This is a genomic window from Stenotrophomonas sp. 10N36 (assembly GCF_056395005.1).
In genome coordinates, this window is the sequence record NZ_JBFTIS010000024.1 from 1 (window position 1) to 22085 (window position 22085).

The window sequence follows — 22085 nt, forward strand, 5'->3', positions numbered from 1 at the left end:
ATCGACTGCCGATATGCCCGCACCGTTCTTTGGTGGCATGACATTGGATCAACGGCGGCTTCGGCTGCAGGTCATGCGTTCGCCGCGCCGTTCCCGGTCATCGGCGGTCGTTTGGGAACCGACCCTACCGGCCGGTCGTTCGCCGCATTGTCGTGCCAGGATTGCATCTCTTCGCGGTATTGGCCGTGCCGGGACCGCATCCAGGTGACATGGACGGCGCCTGGTGCTCGCGGCGCTACCCGTGCGGGGATTGCAACTGGGCGTCCAGCTGCGCCAGACGCTCCGGCGTGCCGACGTCGGTCCAGCGCCCGCGGTGGTGCTGCCCGCTCACGCGGCCCTCGGCCATGGCATGGCGCAGCAGCGGGGCCAGGCCGAACTGCGGCGGTTGGGCCGCCGCGCCGGCGGTGGCGCCGATCACCGCGCGCCAGCGGTCAAGGATGGCCGGGCGGTACACGCCGATGCCGGCGTAGGTCAGGCGTGCGGCGTCGCCATCGTCATCAACGCGGCCATCGGGATGCAGGATGAAATCGCCGCGCGGATGCTGGACCGGGTTGTCGACCAGCACCAAGTGCGCATCGCCCGCCGGTGTTTGCGGCAGCGTGCTGAAATCCAGGTCGGTCCAGACATCGCCGTTGACCACCAGGAACGGCGCATCGCCGAGCAGCGGCAAGGCGTTGAGGATGCCGCCGCCGGTTTCCAGCGGCATCGGGCCTTCCTCGATGAGGTGCAGGCGCAGGCCCCAGCGCGTGCCGTCGCCCAAGGCGGGGGCGAACTGCCCGCCCAGCCACGAGGTGTTGACCACCACCTCACGGACGCCCGCAGCGGCCAGCTTTTCCAGATGCCAGGCAATCAGCGGCTTGCCGCCGGCCAGCAGCAGCGGCTTGGGCGTGTGCAGGGTCAGCGGGCGCATGCGCTCGCCTTTACCGGCCGAGAAGATCAGTGCCTTCATGGGCGCGCCAACACCGGGCTGGCCAGCTGCGCCATCGCCGGTTTGATGCGCCGCTGCAGCAGGTCGTCCAGCGCGGCCAGTTCGGGATGGCGCGGCAGCACTTCGTCCAGGTAGGCGATGAAGCGCGGCGCGTCGTCGAAATAGTGGCCCTTGCCATCGCGGTCGCGCAGGCGCACGAACAGGCCAAGGATCTTCAGATGGCGCTGCACGCCCATCCAGTCGGCGTCGCGCAGGAACTGCGGCCACGGCCGCACCGGCAGGCCCGCGGCCAGCGCCTGGGCGTGGTAGCGCGCCAGCCACGCATCCACCTTGGCCAGCGGCCAGCTCAGGAACGCATCCTTGAACAGGCTCACCGGGTCGTAGGCGATCGGCCCGCGCACCAGGTCCTGGAAGTCCAGCACGGCCGGGCCGCCGTCGACCGGCATCAGGTTGCGCGGCATGAAGTCGCGGTGGGTGAGCACCTGCGGCTGGTTCAGCGCGTTGTCCATCAGCCGCCGGTGCACCAGCTGCAGCTGCTCCAGCTCGCCACAGTCCAGCTGCAGGCCCAGGTGGCGCTGCAGGAACCATTCGTCAAACAGCCCGGCGTCGCGCTGCAGCAGCGCCTCACCGAAGCTGCCCATGCCCTCGGGCACGGGAATCTGTTGCAGGCGGATCAGCTGCGCGAACGCGGCATCGAACCATGCATCGGCATTGCGGTCGTCGATGTGCCGGGCCAGCGTGGGCCCGCCCAGGTCTTCCAGCAGCAGGAAGCCCTGCTCGACATCGCGCTCGAGCACCTGCGGTACGCGCACGCCATTGGGTTCCAGCAGGTCGTGCATGCGCAGCCACGGGCGCACGTCCTCCAGCCCGGGCGGGGAGTCCATCACGATGTGGCTGCCGCGCGTGCTGGTGGCACGCCAGTAGCTGCGGAACCCGGCGTCGACCGAGGCGCGGTCGAGCGCCAGCTGCGGGTCGTTCAGCGCGGTGCTGGCCCACTGGCGGCGCAGTTCGGCACGCAGGGGATCGGAAGCAGGATCGTTCATGGACAGGTACGTCGAAGCGGCACCGGGTGGCGCCAGGGGAAGGGGAAACGTGCGCGGGCTCAGCGCTTGTCGCCGCCGCTGACCAGCCGCAGCACGGCGAGCACGGCCACCGCACCAAGGACCGCGCCGAGGAAGCCGGCCGGCTCACCGGCGGCATACCAGCCCATGTACTGGCCGAACCAGCCGGCCAGCAGTGCGCCGACGATGCCCAGCACGATGGTCAGCAGGCAGCCCATGCGGTTGTTGCCGGGCATGAAGAAGCGCCCGAGCAGGCCGACCACGAAGCCGACCAGGATGATGTAGAGCCAGCTGGTGCTGCCAAACAGTCCGTTCATGCCATCTGCGCCGTCGAAGGATGGACGCAGCCTAGCAAGGCCAGGCTGCGTCCGTCACGGCATCACGCAATCAGCAGCAGCCGTGGCCGCCGTGGCGGGTGCCGCTGTCGGCGGCCACCGGCGAACCGCTGGTCTCGCCGCGCAGGCTGGCCGCGTAGTGCTCGCTGATCACCTTGGACACGCACGCGGTGACCTTCTTGCCCATCGGAATGTGCAGGAACTCGTTGGGGCCATGCGCGTTGGAATGCGGGCCGAGCACGCCGGTGATCATGAACTGCGCGCCGGGGAACTTCTCACCCAGCATGCCCATGAACGGGATCGAGCCGCCTTCGCCCATGTACATCGCCGGCTTGCCGAAGAAAGTCTGGCTGGCATCGTCGATGGCTTGGGTCAGCCACGGCGCCATGGCCGGGGCGTTCCAGCCGCTGGAGGCCTTTTCCAGGTCCAGCTTTACTTCCGCACCGTTCGGCGGGTCGCGCAGCAGCGCTTCCTTGAGCAGCTCGCCGCAGGCCTTGCCGTCGGCGGTGGGCGGCAGGCGCAGCGACAGCTTCACCGCGGTATGCGGGCGCAGCACGTTGCCGGCCGACGCCAGCGGCGGCATGCCGTCCACGCCGGTCACCGACAACGCCGGGCGCCAGGTGCGGTTGAGCACCAGCTCGGTGAGGTCTTCGTTCATCGGCTTGAGGCCGTCGACCATCGGGAATTTCTCGAAGATCGCGGTGTCCACCACATCGGCGGCGCGCTTGGCCTGTTCCAGGCGCTCGGCCGGGATCTCGACATTCATGCCGTCGATTAGGATGCGGCCGGTGTTCTCGTCCTCGATGCGCGACAGCAGCTGGCGCAGCAGGCGGAAGCTGGACGGGATCACACCGGAGGCATCGCCGGAATGCACGCCTTCGTTGAGCACCTTCACCGAGAAGTTGCCGCCGGTCAGGCCGCGCAGCGAGGTGGTGCACCACAGCTGGTCGTAGTTGGCGCAGCCCGAATCCAGGCACACCACCAGCGACGGCTTGCCGATGCGGTCGGCCAGGTGGTCCACGTAGGCCGGCAGGTCGTAGCTGCCCGATTCTTCGCAGGCTTCGATCAGCACCACGCAGCGCGCATGCGGCAGGCCCTGTTCCTGCAGCGCCAGCACGGCGGCCAGCGAACCGAACATGGCGTAACCGTCGTCGGCGCCGCCGCGGCCGTACAGCTTGTCGCCGCGCAGCACCGGAATCCACGGGCCCAGGTCGTCGTCCCAGCCGGTCATTTCCGGCTGCTTGTCCAGGTGGCCGTACAGCAGGATGGTGTCGTCGCCGGTCTCGGCGCCGGAGGCGGGGATTTCCAGCAGCAGCAGCGGCGTGCGGCCTTCCAGGCGCACCACCTCCACCGTCAGGCCCGGGAGATTCTGGGCACGGGCCCAGGTTTCCATCAGGGTTACGGCCTGCTCCATGTACCCATTGGCCACCCAATCTGCGTCGAACATCGGCGATTTGTTGGGAATACGGATGTAATCGACCAATTGCGGGATGATTTCGCTGTCCCACTTCTCACTGACGAATTGGCCGAGTTTGGTGCTGTCCATCTGACACTCCGGATGCATTGGCAAGTCCTCACATTCTACGCCCGGAGCAGGGGTAGGGATTTCCCTACACAACGTCAGGTATTTGGCTGGCTGTGTGAAGCCGCTGTGGACGATAGGCTGTGTGTATGTGGCGAGGCACGCTGGAGCTTCCGACGGGATAGCCGGCAGGCACCGGTTCCGAGCCACAAGGAGTAGCAAGGTGGGGCCTTGGTTTTCGTGTAAGGCGCTGGTGCTGGGACTGTTGCTGATGGGGGCTGCGCAAGCATCCGACCGGATCGACATCAATACAGCAGATGCGTCGACGCTGCAGCAGGGACTGACGAACGTGGGGCCACACAAGGCCGAGGCGATCGTCGCGTACCGGCGACAACACGGCCACTTCCTTCGCGTCGAGGATTTGACGCGGGTGAAGGGGATAGGGACAGCAACGGTCGAACGGAATCGACAACGGATGACGACGGGGATCATGAAGAGTCCCGCCGCGGAACCGCCCAGGAGGGCGTTGCCGGCATCCGTACCGAGGCGCTGACCAGACAGGACAGGTCGGGGACGGGCAGGGAGCCTGTCACTGGTTGCCGCGCAGGACGCGCGGTGACACCGACATACGCAGGGACGCGGTGCGCAGGGATGCGGGCGCGGAAGGAATGGCGCGGATCCACCAGGACGGTGGCATCCAGACCCGGGAAGGGCTGTGATGGCGGAACAGAATACGGCCGAGTGCAGGGAGCATGGCCGGCACCCATACTGGGCAGGATGCACAGGGGGAAGGCGGGATGCCGACAAGGATGTGACGATTGCCCGGTACTGCGCAGGGATGCGTGGCCGGGCAATTTCTTTTTGGACGGCGTGGTGTGCTCGCGCCGCTGGCGCCACACCCTGCGCGGCGGCCGCGCCCGACCCTGCGAACACCTGTTTCATGCAGCGCGTTGGTGTAGCGTCGTCGCATCACTGGATGGAATGACCCCATGGCACCACGCCGCGCGTTGCTTACCCTGGCCTTGGCCACCCTGTTCGCCAGCGGACTCTGCTCGGCCGCGGTCGCTGCACCGCCGGCCGGCGCCGCCGCCGAAAAATCCATCGCCGCACCGCGCGGGCCCACCGATCTCAAGCCGGGCGAATTTCTCTGGCATCCGGAAATCTCGCCGGCCGGGCCGATCGTGCTGGTGGTGAGCCTGGACGAGCAGCGCGCCTATGTGTACCGCAACGGCATCGCCATCGGCCTGAGCACGATCAGCTCGGGCAAGACCGGGCATGAAACCCCGACCGGGGTGTTCACCATTCTGCAGAAGGACAAGGACCACAAGTCCAACCTCTACAACAGTGCGCCGATGCCCTACATGCAGCGGCTGACCTGGGACGGCATCGCCCTGCACGGTGGCAACCTGCCCGGGCACCCGGCCTCGCACGGCTGCGTGCGCCTGCCGCAGGCGTTCGCACAGAAGCTGTTCGGTGAAACCAAGCGCGGCGACACCGTGGTGGTGGCCGACGCCAAGAGCGCGCCGATGACGCTGGCCTACCCGGCGGTGCTGGCCCCGGTGAACAGCACCGGCAAGCCGTTGGTGGAAACCACCGATGCGCCGGCGCATTACTGGAACGACGCGGCCGCGCCGAGTGGCCAGGTGGGCATCCTGGTCAGCCTGCACGACCAGCGCCTGTACGTGCTGCGCGATGGCGTGCTGATTGGCGAGTCGCGGCTGGAGGCCAAGGCGCTGCCGGCGTTCGAGGGCACCACCCTGTTCGTGATGCAGCAGGGCTACTCGGACGTGCCCAGCCCGCTGGACGCACACCAGCGCCTGCACAAGTGGACCGCCTACCCGTTGCTGGGGCAGAGCGCCGGCAACGCCAGCCCGGACCTGCTGGCCACGCCCAGCCTGCCGATGGCGCTGCCGCCGGAATTTGCCGAGCAGCTGTACAAGGCGCTCGTGCCGGGCACCACGCTGTTGGTGACCAGCCTGCCGGCGGTACGCCCGGTGGCCGATGAACAGAACCTGCAGCCGGTGTTGGAATCGGACGCGGGTGGGTCCACCTTGTAGGGATTGGCCCTGCTGGTATGTCGTCCATGCGCGTGACCCGGATAACTCGAACTGCCCTGTGCGGGCTGGCGCTGGCCGGGTCGGCCGTGGGCGCATGCGCCGCTGCCGCGCCGGCCCCGTTGCCGCCGGCACAGCTGGCCGACATGCTGGCGCGCGCGGCGCCGGGCGCCGACCGCAAGGTGCTGCAGCTGGCGGCCAAGGCGATGACCTGCGCACTGCGGCGGCCGGAACTGGGCATCGACCCGACCCGGCTGAGCGTGATCGACTACTCGCGCCCGTCCACCGAGCAGCGCATGTGGGTGTTCGACCTGACCCGGCAGAAACTGCTGTTCGAGGAATGGGTGGCGCACGGCCGCAACAGCGGCGGCAACCAGACCGAACATTTTTCCAATCGCGATGGCAGCTTCATGTCCAGCCTGGGTGCGTTCACTGCCAAGGAAACGTACATGGGCGGCAATGGGTATTCATTGCGCCTGGAAGGGCTGGAGCCGGGCTTCAACGACAAAGCGCGCGACCGCGCCATCGTCATCCACGGCGCCCCGTACGTGAACCCGACGATGGCCCGGTTGCAGGGCCGGCTCGGCCGCAGTCTCGGCTGCCCGGCAGTACGGCTGACCGTGGCCAAGCCGCTCATCAACAGCCTGCGTGACGGCGCGATGGTGTTCGCCTACTACCCCGACAAGGACTGGCTGGCGCGCTCGCAGCTGCTGGGTCCGGACTGCGGCGGCCGCGCTGGCTGAGGCACAATGCGGGCATGTCGACCGACCCTGTCCTGAGCGCGGCCACGCGCGTGATTCCAAGTTTCGAGTACCGCCGCGAGCGCTGGCGCAATGGGCTGGGCTGGACGCGGGAAATCCTGCGCGTGCCCGACACCGATGACTGGCAGGTGCGCCTGTCGATCGCCGAGATCGAGCAGGACGCGGCGTTTTCTTCGTTCCCCGGTATCGAGCGCGAGCTGGTGTTGCTGCGCGGCGAAGGCCTGCGCCTGCGCTTCGCCGACGGGGCCGTGCAGACGCTGCTGCCGCCGCACGACCGGGTGCGTTTTGCCGGCGAAGCGGAGATCCACGGCGAGTTGGTGGACGGGCTCACCCACGACTTCAACCTGATGTGGCGCCGCGACGCGCTGGAGGCCGAACTGCTGCACCGACCGCTGGTGGGCAGCATGTTCTTCTTCACCGAACCGGCCACGGCATGGGCGATCCATTTGCTGGCCGGGCAGGCGCAGTTCGACGGCGACACCGACCTGCCGCCAATGGAAGCCGGCGACACCGCCTGGCTGGCGGCTGGCCCGCGCACGCGATACGCGTTGCGTGGCGGCGGTGAACTGCTCGCGATCCGACTGAGCCCGCGGTAGGGCCGCATCCCGATCGACCGCCGATAGCGTGTGCAGGGTTCGGTGGTGGCATGACCTGTGTCGAAGGCGGCCCCGTTGCGGGTCATGCGTTCGCCGCGGCGATCACCGTCATCGGCAGTCGTTTGGGAACCGACCCTACCGGAGGTCGTGCAAACGGTCATCGGCCGTCGAATGTGAGCCGGCGGTGGCGCGGAAGGTCATCGGCGGCTGCTTGGAGGCCGGTAGCGGCGCGAGAGGTCATCGGCCGTTCATTGGGGGCGGTGGCGGAGTGATGTCCCTTGGTAGGGTCGCATCCCGATCGACTGCCGATAGCGTGTGTAGCGTTCGGTGGTGGCATGACCTGTGTCGAAGGCGGCCCCGGTGCGGGTCATGCGTTCGCCGCGGCGATCACCGTTATGGGCAGTCGTTTGGGAACCGACCCTACCGGTGGTCCTGCAAACGGTCATCGGCCGTTGATTGTGAGCCGGCGATGGTGCGGAAGGTCATCGGCGGTCGTTTGGAGGCCGGTGGCGGCGCGAGAGGTCATCGGCCGTTTATTGGGGCCGGTAGCGGCGTGATCTGCCCTGGTAGGGTCGCATCCCGATCGACTGCCGATAGCGTGTGCAGCGTTCGGTGATGGCATGACCTGTGTCGAAGGTGGCCCCGTTGCGGGTCATGCGTTCGCCGCGGCGATCACCGTTATGGGCAGTCGTTTGGGAACCGACCCTACCGGTGGTTGTGCCAACGGTCATCGGCGGTTGATTGGGAGCCGGTGGTTGTGCGAAAGGTCATCGGCGGTCGTTTGGCAACCAACGTCACCGGCGCGCGGCGCGTCCGTGCACTCAATACACGTCGCGCCGGTAGCGGCCGGCCACGATGAGCGCTTCCTTGCCTTCGCGGCCCAACGCGCGTTCGATCACCGCGTCCACGGCCGGGGCCATGCCCTGCAGGCTGCCGCAGACCAGGATCGTGGCGCCTTCGCGTGACCACTCCCACAGCCGGTCGATGTGGGCCTGCAGGCGATCCTGCACGTAGCGGTGCTCGCCGCCGTCGCGGCTGAACACCGTATCCAGGTGTTCGATCCAACCGGCCTGCTGCCAGGCGGTCAGTTCGTCGCCAAAGTAGAAGTCGTGCGCCTGCGTGCGCTCGCCGAACAGCAGCCAGGTGCGCCGCGCGCCGGCGTCGATGCGGGCACGCAGGTGCGCGCGCAGGCCGGCGATGCCGGTGCCGTTGCCGATCAGGATCAGCGGGGCGTCCGGCGCAGGGGCATGGAAATTCGGGTTGCTGCGGAAGCGCAGGTCGATGCGGCCGCCGAGCGCGGCGTGGTCGCACAACCAGCCGCTGCCCAGGCCGGGCGTGCCGTCCGGAAGCAGTTGCCGGCGCAGCAGCAGCTGCACGTGACCTTCGCCGGGCATGCTGGCGATGGAGTATTCGCGGTGTGGCAGCGGGCGCAATGACGCGACCAACGCCGCCGCATCGTTGCCCGGTGTTTCATCGGCATCGGGCAGATGCGCGCGCGACAGGTGCGTGTGCAGGGTGTCGCCGTCGATCTGCTGCGTGCCGTCCAGCGCGGTGGCCGCCAGCCACGCATCCACCGCGGCGGGCGCATGCCGCGGGCCGATTTCCACCACGTCGCCGGCCTGCCACGCGGGCAGGACGCCGTCGGCGGGCACCAGCGATACGCGCCAGGTGCCGGCACCGGGGCTGCCCGGGTTTTCCAGCGTGCGGCTGCGCAGCTGCCAGTGCAGGTAATCGGCCGGGGTCCAGTCGGGCAGGTCGGTGGTGGTACCGCCGAGCTGGCCCAGCAGCTGCTGCCAGTGGCGCAGCGCAGCCGGGTCGGCGTTGTCCACTTCCACGGTGTCGAACAACGGGTGCGCACCGTGCTGGCGCAACCACGCATCCAGCTGGTGGCCGAACGCGCAGAAGTGCCCGTAGCTGCGGTCGCCCAGTGCCAGCACGCCGTACTGCAGCTGCGGCAGTGCCAGCGCCTGTGGCATCACCGTGCGCAGGAACGGCAGCGCGTGGTCGGGCGCATCGCCCTCGCCGGTGGTGCTGGCGATGAACAGGACCTGCGTGGCCTGCTGCAGCGTGCTGGCGTCCACCTGGTGCAAGCCGCGCAGCCGCACCGGTATGCCCGCCGCGCGCAGCGCGTCGGCGCTGCGTTCGCACAGTTGCTGGGCAAAGCCGGTCTGGCTGGCCCAGACCAGCAGCAGCGGTGGCTGCCCGCCTGCCACCGCGGCATCGTCGCGCGGCCGGCCACGCCACCAGATCAGGGCGCAGAGCACGGCATAGCCGAACACGCTGGCGGCGGCGATGCGCCAGTGCGATGCCAGAGGTGCGCCCTGCCACCACGGTTCCTGCAGATGCAGGCGCAGCAGCAGCCACGCCAGCACCGCCAGCAGGGCGATCACCAGCACGTTGCCGATCGTGGCGCGCGACGGACGGCTCATGCGCGCGGCGCCTGTGGTGCATCCAGCAGCTGCGCGAAGGCCGGGCTCAGGTGTTCTTCAATGCCGTGCGCGCCGCGGCTGACAAAGCGCGCGGCCAGCGCGTGTTCGCGGGCGAAGGCCAGGCCCTGCGCAACGCCCATCACGGTCAGCGCGGTCGCCCAGCCGTCGGCGTGCATCGCATCGCGTGCGGCCACGGTGACGGCCGCAGCCGCACGCGTGACCGGCGCGCCGGTGCGCGGGTCCAGGGTGTGGCTGAACTGCGCGCCGTCCTGTTCGAAGTGGTGCCAGCGGTCGCCGGAGGTGGCCACGGCCAGGTCATCCAGTGCGAGCACCCGCGGTGACAGCGTGCTGCTGGCCTCTTCTTCGGGACCGGCTTCGACCAGTACGCGCCATGGCTGGCCATCGGGCTTGCGGCCGTAGCCGTGCAGTTCACCGCCCACTTCCACCAGCGCGGCGTGCACGCCCTGCTGGCGCAGCCAGGCGCTGACCTGGTCCACGCCGAAGCCTTTGGCGATGGCGGACAGGTCCAGTTCCACGCCACCGGGTTGCTGCAGGGTCTGGTCGGCCCAGTGCAGGCGCTGCCAACCGCAGCGGGCGCGGGTGGCGGCCAGCGTGGCGGGGTCGGGAATGCGTTGTGCGTGCGCGTGCGCACCAAACCCCCACAGCGCGACCAGCGGCCCCACGGTGGGGTCGAAGGCACCCGCGCTGCGGCGGGCGATGTCCACGGCGGCGTCCATCACGCGTGCGAACAGGTCGGGCACGCGCTGTGCGCTGCCGGGCACGGCACGGTTGAAACGGGCGATATCACTGTTGGCTTCCCAGGTGCTCATCTGCGCCACGATGGCGTCGAGCTGGGCCTGGATGCCGGCATGCAGGGGGTGCAGATCGCGCGCGCGCGCGACCACCAGCTTTACCTGCCAGGTGGTGCCCATGGTGTGGCCACCGAGGCTGGCGATGTCGAGGGGTACGTCATTCATGGGCTGGGGCAGGGTGGGCATGCGGCCCGCGCCATCATCGATCCTGGTCAAGGGCCCCCTCCACCGGGGAGGGGGCGTGCCGCCGGTGCGGCCTGAAGCGGAACTGCGCGGGTTACTGCGGCAGCACTTCGAGGGTAGCCACGTAGCTCAGGCGGCGGGTCTTGGCCTGCTTGAGCGAGGTCTTCTTGTCTTCGCTGCCGGTTTCCAGCCAGTACATGCCGGCCTCGGGCCAGGTGACGCTGAACTCGCCCTTCTTGTCGGTGGTGACCTTGATCTCTTCCTGGGCGTTGCGGTAGCGCGTGCCGCCGCGGGTGATCTCGAAGGCCAGGCCGGCGCGCGGCTTGCCGTCGACCAGCACGCGGAAGCGGGCGGCTTCACCGGCAACCAGATCGTTGGGATGACCCAGTGCGACCATTTCGATGCCCTGCTTGGTCGGCTTCAGCGCGGTGTCGTTGGGGGTGCCGTTGGTGACGAAGGTTTCCACCCGGCCGACCGACTGCGCTACCTGCAGCTTCTTGGCCTTCTTCGGCACTTCCGTGGCGAAGGTGGCCGGGGTGCCGCGCCAGCGCTTGGGCTTGCCGTCTTCTTCCCAACTGGCCGACAGGCCGTTGTTGACGGTGGCCAGGCGGTAGGTGCCCTGCTGGGTGAGCTCGACATCGAACACGCTGCGGAACTTGCCGGTGGCCGCGTTCTGCGGCTGCACGACGGTGCCGTCCGGGGCGGTGATGATCAGGTTGTCCAGGCGCAGCGGCACGTGGTTGAAGTAGAACAGGTCGTTGGACACGGCCGCATCGACGGTGATCCACGGCTTCTCGCCGGCGACGACGGTCTGCGAGGGCTGCAGCCAGGCTTTGTGGGCCAGGGCGGAGAACGGAAGTGCGGCGGCCAGGGCGGCGGCTAGGACGAGCGAGCGCTTCATCAACAACTCCATGTAAGGGGGCAGGTGCGAGGGACATCCCCGGTGAACGGGGAACGGTCCGACCGCCGATGCTACGCGGCGGTGCGGGGGTGTGGTGTGCCCGCCGGCGAAGACGGGCGGAGGGTCACGGTTTGGCGGTGAGGGTGACCAGGCCGAGTTCGGTGGCGCCCTGCGCCTTGCCGTTCTGGGCGGCGGTGACCGGCCAGGTGAAGGGGATTTTGAGCAGTTCGCGGCCACCGACTTCGCGCACGGCTTCGACCACGAGGGTGTAATTGCCGGGGGCCAGGGCCTTCAGGGCGGGCTGCTTGTCGTTGAACGACAGGGCCTGCTTGCCGGCGGGGCGGGTGGGGCCGGTGACGCCGTCGACGGGCACGTCCAGGGTGCGGCCGCTCTTGCGCCACCACTGGCGCAGGTCGGGCAGCCACTTGGTGCCATGGCCTTCGCTGTTGCCGGTCTGCTGGTACCAGACAGAGAGGTTGGCGGCGACTTTCTGGTCGGCGCCTTCCAGCCACACCGCGACGTAGGGGCGGTGATACTCGGCGACGGTGAGCTTGGGCACTTCGACGTTGATGTCGAGGGTGGCGGCGTAGGCGGGGCTGGTGGCGAGCAGGCCGCTCAGGGCGATGGTCAGGGTGACGCGCATGGTGCGGCTCCGTGGGGGCGATCAGTGGATGAGGATGAGGGCGATGAGCAGGGGGATCATCAGGCCGAGGCCGACCAGGGGCCAGGTCATGCGTCGCTGCCGGGCATGGAGGTGGAGCAGGAAGAGGCCGGTGATGCAGAAGACCAGGCAGGCGGCAGCGAACACGTCGAGGAACCAGCCCCAGGCGGGACCGGCGTTGCGGCCTTTGTGGAGGTCGTTGAAGTAGGAGACCCAGCCGCGGGTGGTGGCTTCGTATTCGACGGCGCCACTGTCGCGGTCGATGCTGAGCCAGGCGTCACCGCCGGGGCTGGGCATGGAGAGGTAGATTTCGCCGTCGGACCATTCGGCGGGGCGGCGGCCGATGGCGATATGCAGTTGGGCATCGAGCCAGCGGGCGGTGGCACGGGGCAGGGGCGCGTTGCCGTCGGCGCGGTCGCCGAGCGTGGCGAGCAGGTCGGCGGGCAGGTCCAGCTGGCGGTTGACGACCTGCGGGGTGGCTTCGATCCGGGCGGCGTGGTTGAGGGTGATGCCGGTGGCGGCAAACAGGAGCATGCCGATGAGGCAGACGGCCGAGCTGATCCAGTGCCACTGGTGCAGGGTGCGCAGCCAGAAGCCACGACTTTGTTGCTGCTGCACGCTGGAGGTTGGAGTGGGCACTGGGGATGGGCTTTGATCGAATGGCGAATTACACCATTGATGAGAATGGTTCGCAATTTGTGGGGTGGTTTGGGCCAAAGCTCAGAAGCAGAGCGGCACCGTGATCTGTGGAGGCGTGACGGCGGGTATGGGTTCACGGGACACGCCGCAAGTACGTCCTTGTAGGCTCCGCCACCGCATCCATGCGGTGGAGGGTCCCGCGAACCCATACCCGCCGTCCCGTGGACAGAATGTCGGTGCGCAGAGGAAGAGCGGGCTGTTGGCCGTTTTCTGGAGAGGGGTGCCGAGCATGGCTCGGCAAAAACCAAGCCGCGATCCGGTAGAGCCGAGCGTTGCTCGGCTGCTGTTGCTGTTGCTCTTGCTCTTGCTCTTGCTCTTGCTCCCCCGCCCTTGACTGCGCCGGGGCCCCCGACCACCTGTCTGGGGGCGGTGGGGGTGGGGTTATGGGGCCCTGAGCCGCATGGATGCGGCGACGGAGCTTACATGGATGTACTTGCAGCGTGCCCCATAACCCCACCCCCACCGACCCACCTCAGAAACCCATCAGCCCCGAAGCACTAAACAATCAGAACTTCGCGTTCAACGAAACCCAGTAGCTGCGGCGCTGGTCCTTGGTCGCGTAGTCGTCCACGCAGTTGTATTCGCTGTCGCTGATCAACACGCACGACTGCGACACGAAGTCCTTGTCGAACAGGTTGTTGACCCGCGCATTGAGCGTCAGCCAGCGGTTGATGTTCCAGCTGCCGCCCAGGTGGAAGATCGTGTAGTCCTCGTAATAGCGCACCTGCGACGTGCTCACCCCGCCCACGTTGCCCACCAGCGTGTCGCGGTAGCGGTCGTAGCGGCCCTCGCCGATCAGCGACAGACTGACCGCATCGTTGAGCTGCCAGTTCAGGCTGGCATTGGCCATGTGCCGGGCCGGCGTGGTCGTGCCGCCCACCGGCTTGCCCTTGTCCACGCCGCTCGTCTGCTCGGACGTGGTGTAGGTGTAGTTACCGCGCAGCTGCAGGCTGTCCAGCAGGTCCACGTACGCCGCCGCCTCGACACCGCGCGTTTCGGCCTTGTCGATGTTCACGCTCTGGCTGAAGGTGCTGTAGCCCAGCGCCGCCCAGCCCGGGCCCACGTCCACGCAGTACCCGCTGCCGGCCGGGGCCACTTCGCAGTTCGGGAACGTGCCGCCGCTGGCGATCTTGTCGTCGAACTTGTTGAGGAACCCGGTGACGTTGAAGCCCCAATCGCTGCCTTCGTAGTACGCCGCCACCTCATAGTTGGTGCTCGTTTCCGGCTGCAGGTTCGGCGAACCCACCAGCGGCAGCACGCCCTGGCCACCGAACCCGGTCACGCCCGGGAACAGCTGGTCCGGGCGCGGGGTCTTGTAGCCCGTGCTCACCCCGCCCTTGATCGTCCACGCATCGCTGGCGTTCCACACCAGATACCCGCGCGGGCTGACGTGGCTGCCGAAGATGTTGTGGTCGTCGTAGCGCACGCCCACCGTGGCGGTCAGCGTGTCGGTCAGCGACCAGTTGTCCTCGGCGAACACCGACCACATCCGGTGCTGCTGCTTGACGTTGTCACGGTAGCCGGCGCCGTCCATGCCGAACACGCCGTCCACCATGTCGGTGTCGTTGTACTGGCCACCCACGGTCAGCTTGTGCGCGCCGAAGGTCATGTCCAGCATCGTGTCCAGCACGTAGCCTTCCAGCTCCATCGTGCGCAGCGGGCGCGGCAGGAACGCCTGCAGGCGGGCCTGCTCGCTGGCGTTCAGGGCGGTCAGCGCATTGCCTCGGCCCGCGGCGCAGTTGGCCGCCGCGCCGGTGCGTGCGCACACGTCGTTCCACAGCGTCTGCAGGTCCGCGCGTTCGTCCAGGGTCAGCGGCAGGGAGCGGCCCAGGTTGTTGCTGGTGGTGTGCGTCAGCGTGGTCTGCCAGGTGCCGAAGCTGTAGCGGCCCTGGTGGCTCAGCGCCAGCTGGTCGCGCTCATAGCGCTGGTAGGCGGTGTAGCCCACGCGCGGCTGCACCACGCGGCGGGTGACCGTGCCGTTGCCGTTCGGATTGGGAACGGTGGCGTTGCCCACGCGCCACAGGCTGGCGGCGCTGTCCAGGGTGCCGGTCTGGCCTTCGCTGTTGTCGTACTTCTGGCGCGAGACGTCGTAGTCCAGGCTCAGGTCGTGGTCGTCGTTGATCGTCCAGTTCAAGCGCAGGCCGGTGTTCCAGTTGGTGTTGGCCACCGCCTTGCCGCCACCGCCGAAGCCGATGCTGCGCTCCCACAGCGTGCCGTCCGGCAGCGGCAGGTCATCCCACTCCGGGTTTGATGCCTTGGCGTCGTAGTAGCTGCCGCGCACCGCCAGGGCCAGGCGGTCCTTGAGCAACGGCCCGGTCAGATACACATCGGTGGTGCGCGCATCGCCGAACTGGTCGTCCTGCTGCACGGTGAAGCCCTGGGTGACCGAGCCGTGCCAGCTGTCCTGGTTGCGCCGGGTGATGATGTTGATCACCCCGCCCATCGCATCGGAGCCATACAGGGTGGACATCGGGCCGCGCACCACTTCGATGCGCTCGATCGCATCCAGCGGCGGCAGGTAGGCGAACTGGCCGCCGCCGAAGTTGTTCGGGTACAGCTGGCCCACGTTGCTCTGGCGGCGGCCGTCGATCAGCACCAGGGTGTATTCGGACGGCATGCCGCGCATGGAGATGGTGGCGCGGCCGTTCTTGTCGGTGGTTTCCATGCCCACGTCGATGCCTTCCACGTCGCGCAGCGCATCCACCAGGCTGGTGTAAGGGCGCTTGCTCAGTTCCTCGCGGCTGACCACGCTGATGCTGGCCGGGGCGTCGGTGATCTTCTGCTCGAAGCCGGCGGCGGTGACCACCACCTTGTCCAGGGTGGTCGGCGAGCCGGCGGCGGCACCGTTGGCGAAGGCCGGGGCACTGAGCGCGCCGAGCAGGGCAATGCTCAGCGAGCAACGGGAAAGGGACGTACAACGACGCTGGCGCTGGGCCATGGCAATAACCTCGAAGGAAAGCAGACGGACGCGCGCGGGCGCGGCCAGCAGGCCACGCCACGCACCACAGATCAGGAAGGGGCCCGCAGGGCGGGCAGACAGACGGTGATCGGCATCGACGGCGCGATGGCGCCGCAGGCGATGCGCGGGATCAGCCCTGCGGTGGCGCCTGGCCGCGCTGTACGCGCAGCCCCGGGGCCGACGGCAACGGCGTGGCCGGTGCCGAATCAACAGACGGCGATACCTGCGGCGGCAAGGCGATCATGGTGGCCATCAGCGCGCCCAGTGCATCCACCGGTTCGGGCAACGGCGGCAGCGGCGTGCTTGACGCCCTGGCGCTGGCCACGCGGCGCAGCTTGGCCGGTGCGTCTTCCTGCGCGGCGGTTTCGCCGCCGCCAGCCGGGCGTTCTTCCACCGGCATCTGCAGCACCATGGCGCTGCTGCCCGGCACAGCGTGCTCCAGCACCGGCAGCCCGGTGAGCAGCATCGCCACCAAAGCCAGCAAGGCCAGCACGCTCGCCAACGCCGGGCGCTGCCCGCGCATGGCGGGGGCGAAGCTGCGGTGGCGGTGCGGGTGGCGCAAGTGGGGGGTGTCCGGTCTACGGCGGCCCGGAGTTTCGGGACGCAACGCGCCGGGATTGTAGTGAGATACGTTCCCGGGTGCAAATGGGAATGATTTGCGATTGAGGGTGATGCACCGTCTGCAGGACAGGCGACGGTGCGATCAGACCTCGCTCCAGCGGCGCAGCAGGTTGTGATACACGCCGGTGAGCTGCAGCACGGCGGCCGCGTCGGCACCGCCGGTGCGCAGCGTCTCGATGGCGCTGTCCATCTCCAGCAGCATGCGCCGCGCACTGTCGTCGCGGACCATGCTCTGTACCCAGAAGAACGAGGCAAGCCGGGCACCGCGTGTCACCGCGTTGACCCGGTGCAGGCTGCTGGACGGGTAGACCACCAGGTCGCCGGCAGGCAGTTTCACCTCGTGCTCGCCGTAGGTGTCGCTGACCACCAGTTCGCCGCCGTCATAGGCCTCCGGCGGGCTCAGGAACAAGGTGCAGGACACATCCGAGCGCAGGTGGGCACGCTGCTCGCCGTGGCCGGTGATCATCACCGCCCCGTCGACATGCAGGCCGTATTCGCCGCCGCCCTGATAGCGATTGAAGCGCGGGGGCAGGATCCGCAGCGGCAGCGCCGCGGCAAAGAACAGCGGATGCCGCTCCAGCGCCGCCAGCACCACCCGTCCCAGTTCGGCCTTCAGCGGCGAGGCATCGGGCAGTTGCTGGTTGCGTTTGACCTGCGCGCCCTGTGCCCCGACCGTTTCGCGGCCATCGGCCCAGTCCGCCGCCGCAAGCGCGCGCTGCAGATGGGCCAGTTCATCGGCGGACAGTACGTCGGGAACATGCAGCAGCATGGCGGGATCCTCTACGCGGCGCGGGAAACCTCCCCGCGCCGCCCACGCATCAGAAGCGGTAGTCGGCGCTGAGCAGGAACGAGCGCGGTGCGCCCGGGGTGTAACGGTACCCGCTCTTGTTGATCGCAGCCACGTACTGCTTGTCGAACAGGTTGTAGGCGTTCAAGCGCACCACCAGGTGCGGGTTGATGGTGTACGAGGCCACCGCATCGTAGACCGTGTAGGACTTGGTGAATGCCGGGGTGCCCACCGCGCCATCGGTACCGCGGTGCATCTGGCCGGCATACCGGGCGCCACCGCCCAGGGTCAGGCCGAACGGGAAGGTGTAGCTGGTCCAGCTGGTGAAGGTATCGCCCGGCGTATAGGTCAGGTTGCGGGTGCCATCGGCGGCAACGTTGGCGCCTTCCTCCACGTCGGTATCGAGGTGGCTGTAGCCGGCGCTCACCGACCAGTTGTCGGTGATGCGGCCCACCGTGGACACCTCGATGCCCTGCACCGACTTCTTGCCGGTCTGGGTGGGGTTGCCGGCGTCATCGAGCACCTGGGTGTTGATCTCGTTGCTGACCTCGGTCTTGAACAGCGCCACGTTCAAGGCCAGTGCGTCGTCCAGGAAGCTCCACTTGGTGCCCACCTCGAACGTCGTTGCCTTCTGCGGATCCAGGCTGGGATTGTCGGCGCTGCTGGCCGAGGCGCTCAGCTGGAAATTGCTGCCACCGGGAGGCTGCTGCGAGATGGCGTAGTTGGCATACAGGCTGACCAGGTCATCGACCTTGTACACCGCGCCGACTTTCCAGTTGAGCAGGGTGTCCGACTGCGCCAGCGACGGATTGCGGATCACCGTGCCGACCGGATTGCTGCCGCAGGCGGGGCCGCGCCCACCGCAGACCGACGCGCTCTGGTAGTCGGTCTTGTAGTGGTCTGCACGCAGGCCGGCGGTGAGCAGGAAGCTCTCGCCGATGGTGAGCGTGTCGAACAGGTACGCCGACGACGTCGTGGTCTTGCCATGGCTGTCGGCGCCGTTGTGGGCCCAGGTCAGGCCGGTGGCGTTCCAGTCCGGTGCGTACAGGTTGGCCGCGGACCACACGCTGCCGCCGGTGGCGGCCTGCCCGAAACTCTTCAGTTCTTCGCGGGTGAACTCCAGGCCGGTGCTCAGGTTGTGCGCGACCGCACCGGTGGCGAAGTCGGCGCGCAGGTTGAGCTGGTCGGTAAGGATGGTGTTCTGCTGGTCCTTGAAGGTCGGCAGGCTGAGCGCGAGGGTGTAGCTGCCCAGGTCGGCGGCAGAGGTGTAACGGATGTTGCCGGTCGCCGCGCCATTGGCACCGCGGGTGCCGGTGCCCATGAACGCGGTCAGCATGTAGTCCTGGTCGGTGCGGCCCCAGCGTGCGGTGTTGGTCAGGCGGACGTTGTCGTTGACGTCGTGCTCGATGCGGAACGTGGCCATCTTCGCGGTGACATCGTCGTGGTCGGCACGGGTACCGTAGAAGTTCTCCGGGTCCACCGGGTGGCCGGCCAGCTGCTCCAGCGTGGGCTGCGGCGTCCAGCCCGGCAGGCCGAGGGTGGGCACGCCGCCGTCGGGCACGTTGTCCTGTTCCACGTAAAGCAGGTTCAGGTAGTAGCGCGTGGCGGTGCCCAGGCCGAACGCGAGCGACGGGGCGATGCCCCAGCGGCTGTTGTTGACGTGGTCGCGGCCGGGCTGGTCGTTGTCCTGCCACATGGCGTTGAGCCGCAGCGCACTGGTAGCGCCCAGGGTCTGGTTCCAGTCGGCGGTGGTGCGCGCCTGGCTGTCGGTACCCGCCGACACGGTGCCGGACACCGCGTCATGCAGGGTGGCCTGCTTGCTCACCATGTTGATCGCGCCGGTGGGGGCGGAACGGCCGTTGTCGGTACCGGCCGGTCCCTTGGCCACTTCCACCTGTTCGGTATTGAACACATCGCGCGAGATCGAGCCGATGTCGCGCACGCCATCCACGAAGATGCTGCTGGAGGTGTCGAAGCCGCGCATGAAAATGCTGTCGCCGGTATTGGTGTTGCCGTTCTCGCCCACGTAGAACGTCCCCACACCCGGACTGTTGCGCAGTGCATCGGTCAGCGTGGTGGCACCCTGCTGATTGAACAGGTCGGCGGTGATCACCTGGATGGTCTGCGGCGTGTCCTGCAGCGACTGGGTGAACTTGGGCGAGGCGACCTTGTCGGCCTTGTAGCCGCGCACCCCGAGCACGTGCACCTGGTCCAGGGTCTGCGGCGTGGCGGTGCTGGACTGGGCAAGGGCTGTGACGGGCAACGTGGCCAGGCCCAGGCCGGTGACCAGCCCGGCGGTGGCCAGGCAGGCGGCGCTGCGCGAAGAGGGAGAGTGCTTGCGGCTCTTGATCATGGAGGACGGTCCAGAAGGGCGAAGGTAGGGCAGCAGGGGCATGCAGCGATCTGGCGGGCCGATCGGCGGTGCAGGCAGGGCAGGGCAGGGCAGGGCAAACAGGCGCGGCCGCTGGCTGCGCGACGCGCAGGCAGGGCAGGGCCACCACGCGGTGCGTGGCGGCGGGATCAGGCGTGGGGAGGGGCGTGGCCGGGGTTGAGCCGCAGCGACGGTTCCATCCGCTGCCAGCGCAGCGCATCTGCCGGCCACAGCGGCACCACCGCCACCCAGGCGGTACGGCGCAGGCGCAGGGTTACACCCGCAGCGCTGGTGTCAGGATCGGCACCGCCTTCGGTGGTGGCGGCCTGTTCACTGGCCGGGGGTTCCGGGCAGGGGGCCGGTGCCTGCGGCAGCGTGGCGGCGGCATCGACCGGCGCCAGGGCCAGCACGGACAGCGCCACGGCCGGGGGTGCCAGCGGGACGCTGGCGCGTGCGCCACTCAGCCAGCCGGCGGCCAGCAGCACCACGCAGAGCGTGGTCCACAGGGCAGCAACACCGAGGGCGGAACGGGTGGCGGACACGGTTTACCAGGCAGGCGCGGCCAGGCGGCCGCGGCGCACATGGTAATGCTAGTAATTCCCATTTTCAAAACGCCGCTGTTCAGTCGCGGTCGTCGCGGGCCCAGACCCCGTCGTGTTCGCGCTTGACCGGGAACCTGGCCACCGGCGAATAGGCCGGGGCGCACAGAGCGCGGCCATCGCGGATGTCGAAACGGGCGCCATGCAGCACGCATTCGATGCTGGCCTCGGCGGTGTCAAAGGTGCCCGAGGACAGCTCGAACTCGTCGTGGGTGCACTGGTCTTCCAGGGCGTACAGCTCGCCGTCCAGGTTGAACACCACGATCGGGGTGCCGGTGACCTCGTCGAAGGTGCTTTTCATCTCGCCCGGCAGCAGGTCGGCGCTGGCGCAGACGAAGGTCCAGGTGTCGCTCACGCCGGGACCACCAGCGGCTTTTCCAGAATTTCAAAGCGCAGGTCGTCGCGCTTGGGGATGCCGAAGCGCTCATCGCCATACGGGAACGGCTTTTTGATTCCGGTGCGCGCGTAGCCACGGCGCTCGTAGAAGGCGATCAGCTCCTCGCGCACGTCGATCACGGTCATCTGCATCACCGACACGCCCCATTCGCGGGCGGCGTGGGCCTCGGCGGCGTCCATCATCTGCTTGCCGATGCCGCCACCCTGCTGGGCGGGGTCGACCGAGAACATGCCGAAATAGCCCGTGCCGTTGTCGTCGGCCACGTGCGCGCAGGCGGCCAGCTGGCCCTCGCGTTCGGCCAGCAGGATGGTCGAACGCGGCTTGGCCAGGTCGGTCTGCAGGCCCTGCGCGTCGATACGGGCGCCGTCCAGCAGGTCGGCTTCGGTGGTCCAGCCGGCGCGGCTGGCGTCGCCGCGGTAGGCCGAAGTGACCAGGGTGATCAGGGCGGGGATGTCGGCGGCAGTGGCCGCGCGGAAGGTCAGGGTGCTCATGCCGCCCATTCTAGGCGGGGGGCGCGGCGCCGGGTAGGTACCGGCCGTTGGCTGGCACGCGATTCAGCGCATGAAAAACTCCACCGGGAACGACAGCTCCACCGGTGCCGGGCGATCCTCCGGCACCTTGGGCAACGGCGCGGCGCGGCGGAAGGTTTCCAGCGCGGCCTGGTCCAGCAGCGGGAAGCCGGAGGTCGCTTCCAGCGACAGCGCAAGCAGGCTGCCGTCGCGGCCCACGCTGACCCGCAGTTGGGCGACGCCTTCCTGGCGGCGCGCGCGGGCGGCGTTGGGGTAACGCCGGAAGCGCTCCAGGCGCGCCATTACCCGGCCCTCCCAGCTGTCGCGGCCGGGCGTGGCTTCGCTGGGGCCGGCGGGCAGCGGCGGGCTGGGCGGTGCGGCGGCAACCGAGGCCTCCTGCTGCTGGGGCGCGGGTGAGTCGGGGGTGGGCTGCGGTGGCGTGGGCGGCGGAATGACCCAGTTGGCGGTGGCGCGCGGCGGTGTCTGCGGCAGCGGGCGCGGCGGTTCCGGCGTCTGTTTGGCCACCGACGCGGCGGTGCTGGGCGTGGGCGCGACGATCTCTTCCAGCGGCACTTCCGGCGCACGCGGCGGCAGCAGGATCAGTTGGGTGCGCTCGGCCGGCGGTGGGGGCAGGTTGGCGGGCGAATAGGCCTGCGTCCAGAGCAGGGCAACGAAGACGCCGACATGGGCCAGTGCTGTGATGCCGGCCGCCAGGGCACGCGCATGGCGTTCGCCGAACGCCGGCAGGCGGGGCGACAACGGCGGCCCGAGGTGCGGCTGGCCCGTGCGAAGGAGGGGAGACGACATCGCCAAGTGCGCAAATGAGAAGTGTTCGCATTATCGCATTGTTGGGCCGCTGGCGGCGTGCCTTGGGCTACGGTGCGCGGAGCGAACGTTGGG

General features: G+C 68.6%; 21 protein-coding genes. 4 read left to right on the forward strand and 17 right to left on the reverse strand.

Going from position 1 to position 22085, the window contains the following annotated elements:
* Window positions 1-235: 235 nt before the first annotated feature.
* The 4 genes from murU to AC1DCJ_RS18305 form a co-directional block, all read right to left on the reverse strand.
* Entirely contained in the window at window positions 236-949 is a 714-nt protein-coding gene (gene murU / locus AC1DCJ_RS18290; RefSeq protein WP_478071612.1) for an N-acetylmuramate alpha-1-phosphate uridylyltransferase MurU, read from the reverse strand.
* Window positions 946-1971, reverse strand: coding sequence for an aminoglycoside phosphotransferase family protein (locus AC1DCJ_RS18295; RefSeq protein ID WP_478071613.1), 1026 nt, complete (start codon window positions 1969-1971; stop codon window positions 946-948). Before AC1DCJ_RS18295 ends, murU begins: the two co-directional genes overlap by 4 nt.
* Window positions 1972-2030: 59 nt before the next feature.
* Window positions 2031-2306 carry a GlsB/YeaQ/YmgE family stress response membrane protein gene (locus tag AC1DCJ_RS18300; protein WP_038689937.1) on the reverse strand — a complete coding sequence of 92 codons (276 nt, stop codon included), beginning with the start codon at window positions 2304-2306 and terminating at the stop codon, window positions 2031-2033.
* 70 nt (window positions 2307-2376) lie between these two features.
* Window positions 2377-3870: a M20 family metallopeptidase gene (locus AC1DCJ_RS18305; RefSeq protein ID WP_478071614.1), complete on the reverse strand. Its 1494-nt coding sequence runs from the start codon at window positions 3868-3870 to the stop codon at window positions 2377-2379.
* 199 nt (window positions 3871-4069) lie between these two features.
* On the opposite strand from AC1DCJ_RS18305, the gene AC1DCJ_RS18310 reads away from it, so the two are divergent.
* The 4 genes from AC1DCJ_RS18310 (at window position 4070) to AC1DCJ_RS18325 (ending at window position 7257) form a co-directional block, all read left to right on the forward strand.
* The gene (locus AC1DCJ_RS18310; protein WP_236546177.1) at window positions 4070-4399 is read left to right on the forward strand and encodes a ComEA family DNA-binding protein; all 330 of its coding nucleotides are present in this window, start codon (window positions 4070-4072) and stop codon (window positions 4397-4399) included.
* 436 nt (window positions 4400-4835) lie between these two features.
* Window positions 4836-5903 (forward strand): L,D-transpeptidase, encoded by a 1068-nt coding sequence (locus AC1DCJ_RS18315; protein ID WP_448135410.1) that lies wholly within the window; start codon window positions 4836-4838, stop codon window positions 5901-5903.
* Window positions 5904-5929: 26 nt separating this feature from the next.
* Window positions 5930-6643 (forward strand): murein L,D-transpeptidase catalytic domain family protein, encoded by a 714-nt coding sequence (locus AC1DCJ_RS18320; RefSeq protein WP_313424096.1) that lies wholly within the window; start codon window positions 5930-5932, stop codon window positions 6641-6643.
* Window positions 6644-6657: 14 nt separating this feature from the next.
* Window positions 6658-7257: a HutD/Ves family protein gene (locus tag AC1DCJ_RS18325; RefSeq protein ID WP_478071615.1), complete on the forward strand. Its 600-nt coding sequence runs from the start codon at window positions 6658-6660 to the stop codon at window positions 7255-7257.
* Between the two features lie 821 nt (window positions 7258-8078).
* On the opposite strand, the gene AC1DCJ_RS18330 is transcribed toward AC1DCJ_RS18325, so the two are convergent.
* The 13 genes from AC1DCJ_RS18330 to AC1DCJ_RS18390 all read right to left on the reverse strand — a co-directional run bounded on the left by AC1DCJ_RS18330 (window position 8079) and on the right by AC1DCJ_RS18390 (window position 21992).
* The gene (locus tag AC1DCJ_RS18330) at window positions 8079-9686 is read right to left on the reverse strand and encodes a sulfite reductase subunit alpha (RefSeq protein ID WP_478071616.1); all 1608 of its coding nucleotides are present in this window, start codon (window positions 9684-9686) and stop codon (window positions 8079-8081) included.
* Window positions 9683-10663 carry an FAD:protein FMN transferase gene (locus AC1DCJ_RS18335; protein ID WP_478071630.1) on the reverse strand — a complete coding sequence of 327 codons (981 nt, stop codon included), beginning with the start codon at window positions 10661-10663 and terminating at the stop codon, window positions 9683-9685. The genes AC1DCJ_RS18330 and AC1DCJ_RS18335 overlap by 4 nt, the downstream gene beginning before the upstream one ends.
* 112 nt (window positions 10664-10775) lie before the next feature.
* Window positions 10776-11582, reverse strand: a complete 807-nt coding sequence (locus AC1DCJ_RS18340; protein WP_141057324.1) for a DUF4198 domain-containing protein — start codon at window positions 11580-11582, stop codon at window positions 10776-10778.
* Between the two features lie 124 nt (window positions 11583-11706).
* Entirely contained in the window at window positions 11707-12225 is a 519-nt protein-coding gene (locus tag AC1DCJ_RS18345; protein WP_313246410.1) for a DUF2271 domain-containing protein, read from the reverse strand.
* 21 nt (window positions 12226-12246) lie between these two features.
* A complete protein-coding gene (locus AC1DCJ_RS18350) occupies window positions 12247-12882 on the reverse strand; it encodes a PepSY-associated TM helix domain-containing protein (RefSeq protein ID WP_102100640.1) in 636 nt (211 codons plus the stop codon).
* Window positions 12883-13447: 565 nt separating this feature from the next.
* Entirely contained in the window at window positions 13448-15880 is a 2433-nt protein-coding gene (locus tag AC1DCJ_RS18355) for a TonB-dependent receptor domain-containing protein (protein WP_478071617.1), read from the reverse strand.
* A 151-nt stretch (window positions 15881-16031) separates the two neighbouring features.
* Window positions 16032-16463: a hypothetical protein gene (locus tag AC1DCJ_RS18360; protein ID WP_478071618.1), complete on the reverse strand. Its 432-nt coding sequence runs from the start codon at window positions 16461-16463 to the stop codon at window positions 16032-16034.
* Window positions 16464-16604: 141 nt separating this feature from the next.
* Window positions 16605-17291 (reverse strand): Fe2+-dependent dioxygenase, encoded by a 687-nt coding sequence (locus AC1DCJ_RS18365; protein ID WP_313246405.1) that lies wholly within the window; start codon window positions 17289-17291, stop codon window positions 16605-16607.
* A gap of 49 nt (window positions 17292-17340) precedes the next feature.
* The gene (locus tag AC1DCJ_RS18370; RefSeq protein ID WP_478071619.1) at window positions 17341-19662 is read right to left on the reverse strand and encodes a catecholate siderophore receptor Fiu; all 2322 of its coding nucleotides are present in this window, start codon (window positions 19660-19662) and stop codon (window positions 17341-17343) included.
* A gap of 167 nt (window positions 19663-19829) precedes the next feature.
* On the reverse strand, window positions 19830-20222 hold the full coding sequence (locus AC1DCJ_RS18375; RefSeq protein WP_478071620.1) for a hypothetical protein: 393 nt from the start codon (window positions 20220-20222) through the stop codon (window positions 19830-19832).
* A 79-nt stretch (window positions 20223-20301) separates the two neighbouring features.
* Window positions 20302-20634: a non-heme iron oxygenase ferredoxin subunit gene (locus AC1DCJ_RS18380; RefSeq protein ID WP_141057317.1), complete on the reverse strand. Its 333-nt coding sequence runs from the start codon at window positions 20632-20634 to the stop codon at window positions 20302-20304.
* Window positions 20631-21167, reverse strand: coding sequence for a GNAT family N-acetyltransferase (locus tag AC1DCJ_RS18385; protein WP_478071621.1), 537 nt, complete (start codon window positions 21165-21167; stop codon window positions 20631-20633). Before AC1DCJ_RS18385 ends, AC1DCJ_RS18380 begins: the two co-directional genes overlap by 4 nt.
* A 63-nt stretch (window positions 21168-21230) precedes the next feature.
* The gene (locus AC1DCJ_RS18390; RefSeq protein WP_478071622.1) at window positions 21231-21992 is read right to left on the reverse strand and encodes an energy transducer TonB; all 762 of its coding nucleotides are present in this window, start codon (window positions 21990-21992) and stop codon (window positions 21231-21233) included.
* Window positions 21993-22085: the final 93 nt, after the last annotated feature.

Excerpts from the sequence above, each read along its gene's own strand:
- AC1DCJ_RS18390 (WP_478071622.1), bottom strand. The coding sequence starts at position 21,992 with ATGTCGTCTCCCCTCCTTCGCACGGGCCAGCCGCACCTCGGGCCGCCG.
- AC1DCJ_RS18345 (WP_313246410.1), bottom strand. The coding sequence starts at position 12,225 with ATGCGCGTCACCCTGACCATCGCCCTGAGCGGCCTGCTCGCCACCAGC.
- AC1DCJ_RS18330 (WP_478071616.1), bottom strand. The coding sequence starts at position 9,686 with ATGAGCCGTCCGTCGCGCGCCACGATCGGCAACGTGCTGGTGATCGCC.
- AC1DCJ_RS18305 (WP_478071614.1), bottom strand. The coding sequence starts at position 3,870 with ATGGACAGCACCAAACTCGGCCAATTCGTCAGTGAGAAGTGGGACAGC.
- AC1DCJ_RS18315 (WP_448135410.1), top strand. The coding sequence starts at position 4,836 with ATGGCACCACGCCGCGCGTTGCTTACCCTGGCCTTGGCCACCCTGTTC.
- AC1DCJ_RS18320 (WP_313424096.1), top strand. The coding sequence starts at position 5,930 with ATGCGCGTGACCCGGATAACTCGAACTGCCCTGTGCGGGCTGGCGCTG.
- AC1DCJ_RS18325 (WP_478071615.1), top strand. The coding sequence starts at position 6,658 with ATGTCGACCGACCCTGTCCTGAGCGCGGCCACGCGCGTGATTCCAAGT.
- AC1DCJ_RS18365 (WP_313246405.1), bottom strand. The coding sequence starts at position 17,291 with ATGCTGCTGCATGTTCCCGACGTACTGTCCGCCGATGAACTGGCCCAT.
- AC1DCJ_RS18295 (WP_478071613.1), bottom strand. The coding sequence starts at position 1,971 with ATGAACGATCCTGCTTCCGATCCCCTGCGTGCCGAACTGCGCCGCCAG.
- AC1DCJ_RS18300 (WP_038689937.1), bottom strand. The coding sequence starts at position 2,306 with ATGAACGGACTGTTTGGCAGCACCAGCTGGCTCTACATCATCCTGGTC.
- AC1DCJ_RS18355 (WP_478071617.1), bottom strand. The coding sequence starts at position 15,880 with ATGGCCCAGCGCCAGCGTCGTTGTACGTCCCTTTCCCGTTGCTCGCTG.
- AC1DCJ_RS18385 (WP_478071621.1), bottom strand. The coding sequence starts at position 21,167 with ATGAGCACCCTGACCTTCCGCGCGGCCACTGCCGCCGACATCCCCGCC.
- murU (WP_478071612.1), bottom strand. The coding sequence starts at position 949 with ATGAAGGCACTGATCTTCTCGGCCGGTAAAGGCGAGCGCATGCGCCCG.
- AC1DCJ_RS18340 (WP_141057324.1), bottom strand. The coding sequence starts at position 11,582 with ATGAAGCGCTCGCTCGTCCTAGCCGCCGCCCTGGCCGCCGCACTTCCG.
- AC1DCJ_RS18335 (WP_478071630.1), bottom strand. The coding sequence starts at position 10,663 with ATGAATGACGTACCCCTCGACATCGCCAGCCTCGGTGGCCACACCATG.
- AC1DCJ_RS18370 (WP_478071619.1), bottom strand. The coding sequence starts at position 19,662 with ATGATCAAGAGCCGCAAGCACTCTCCCTCTTCGCGCAGCGCCGCCTGC.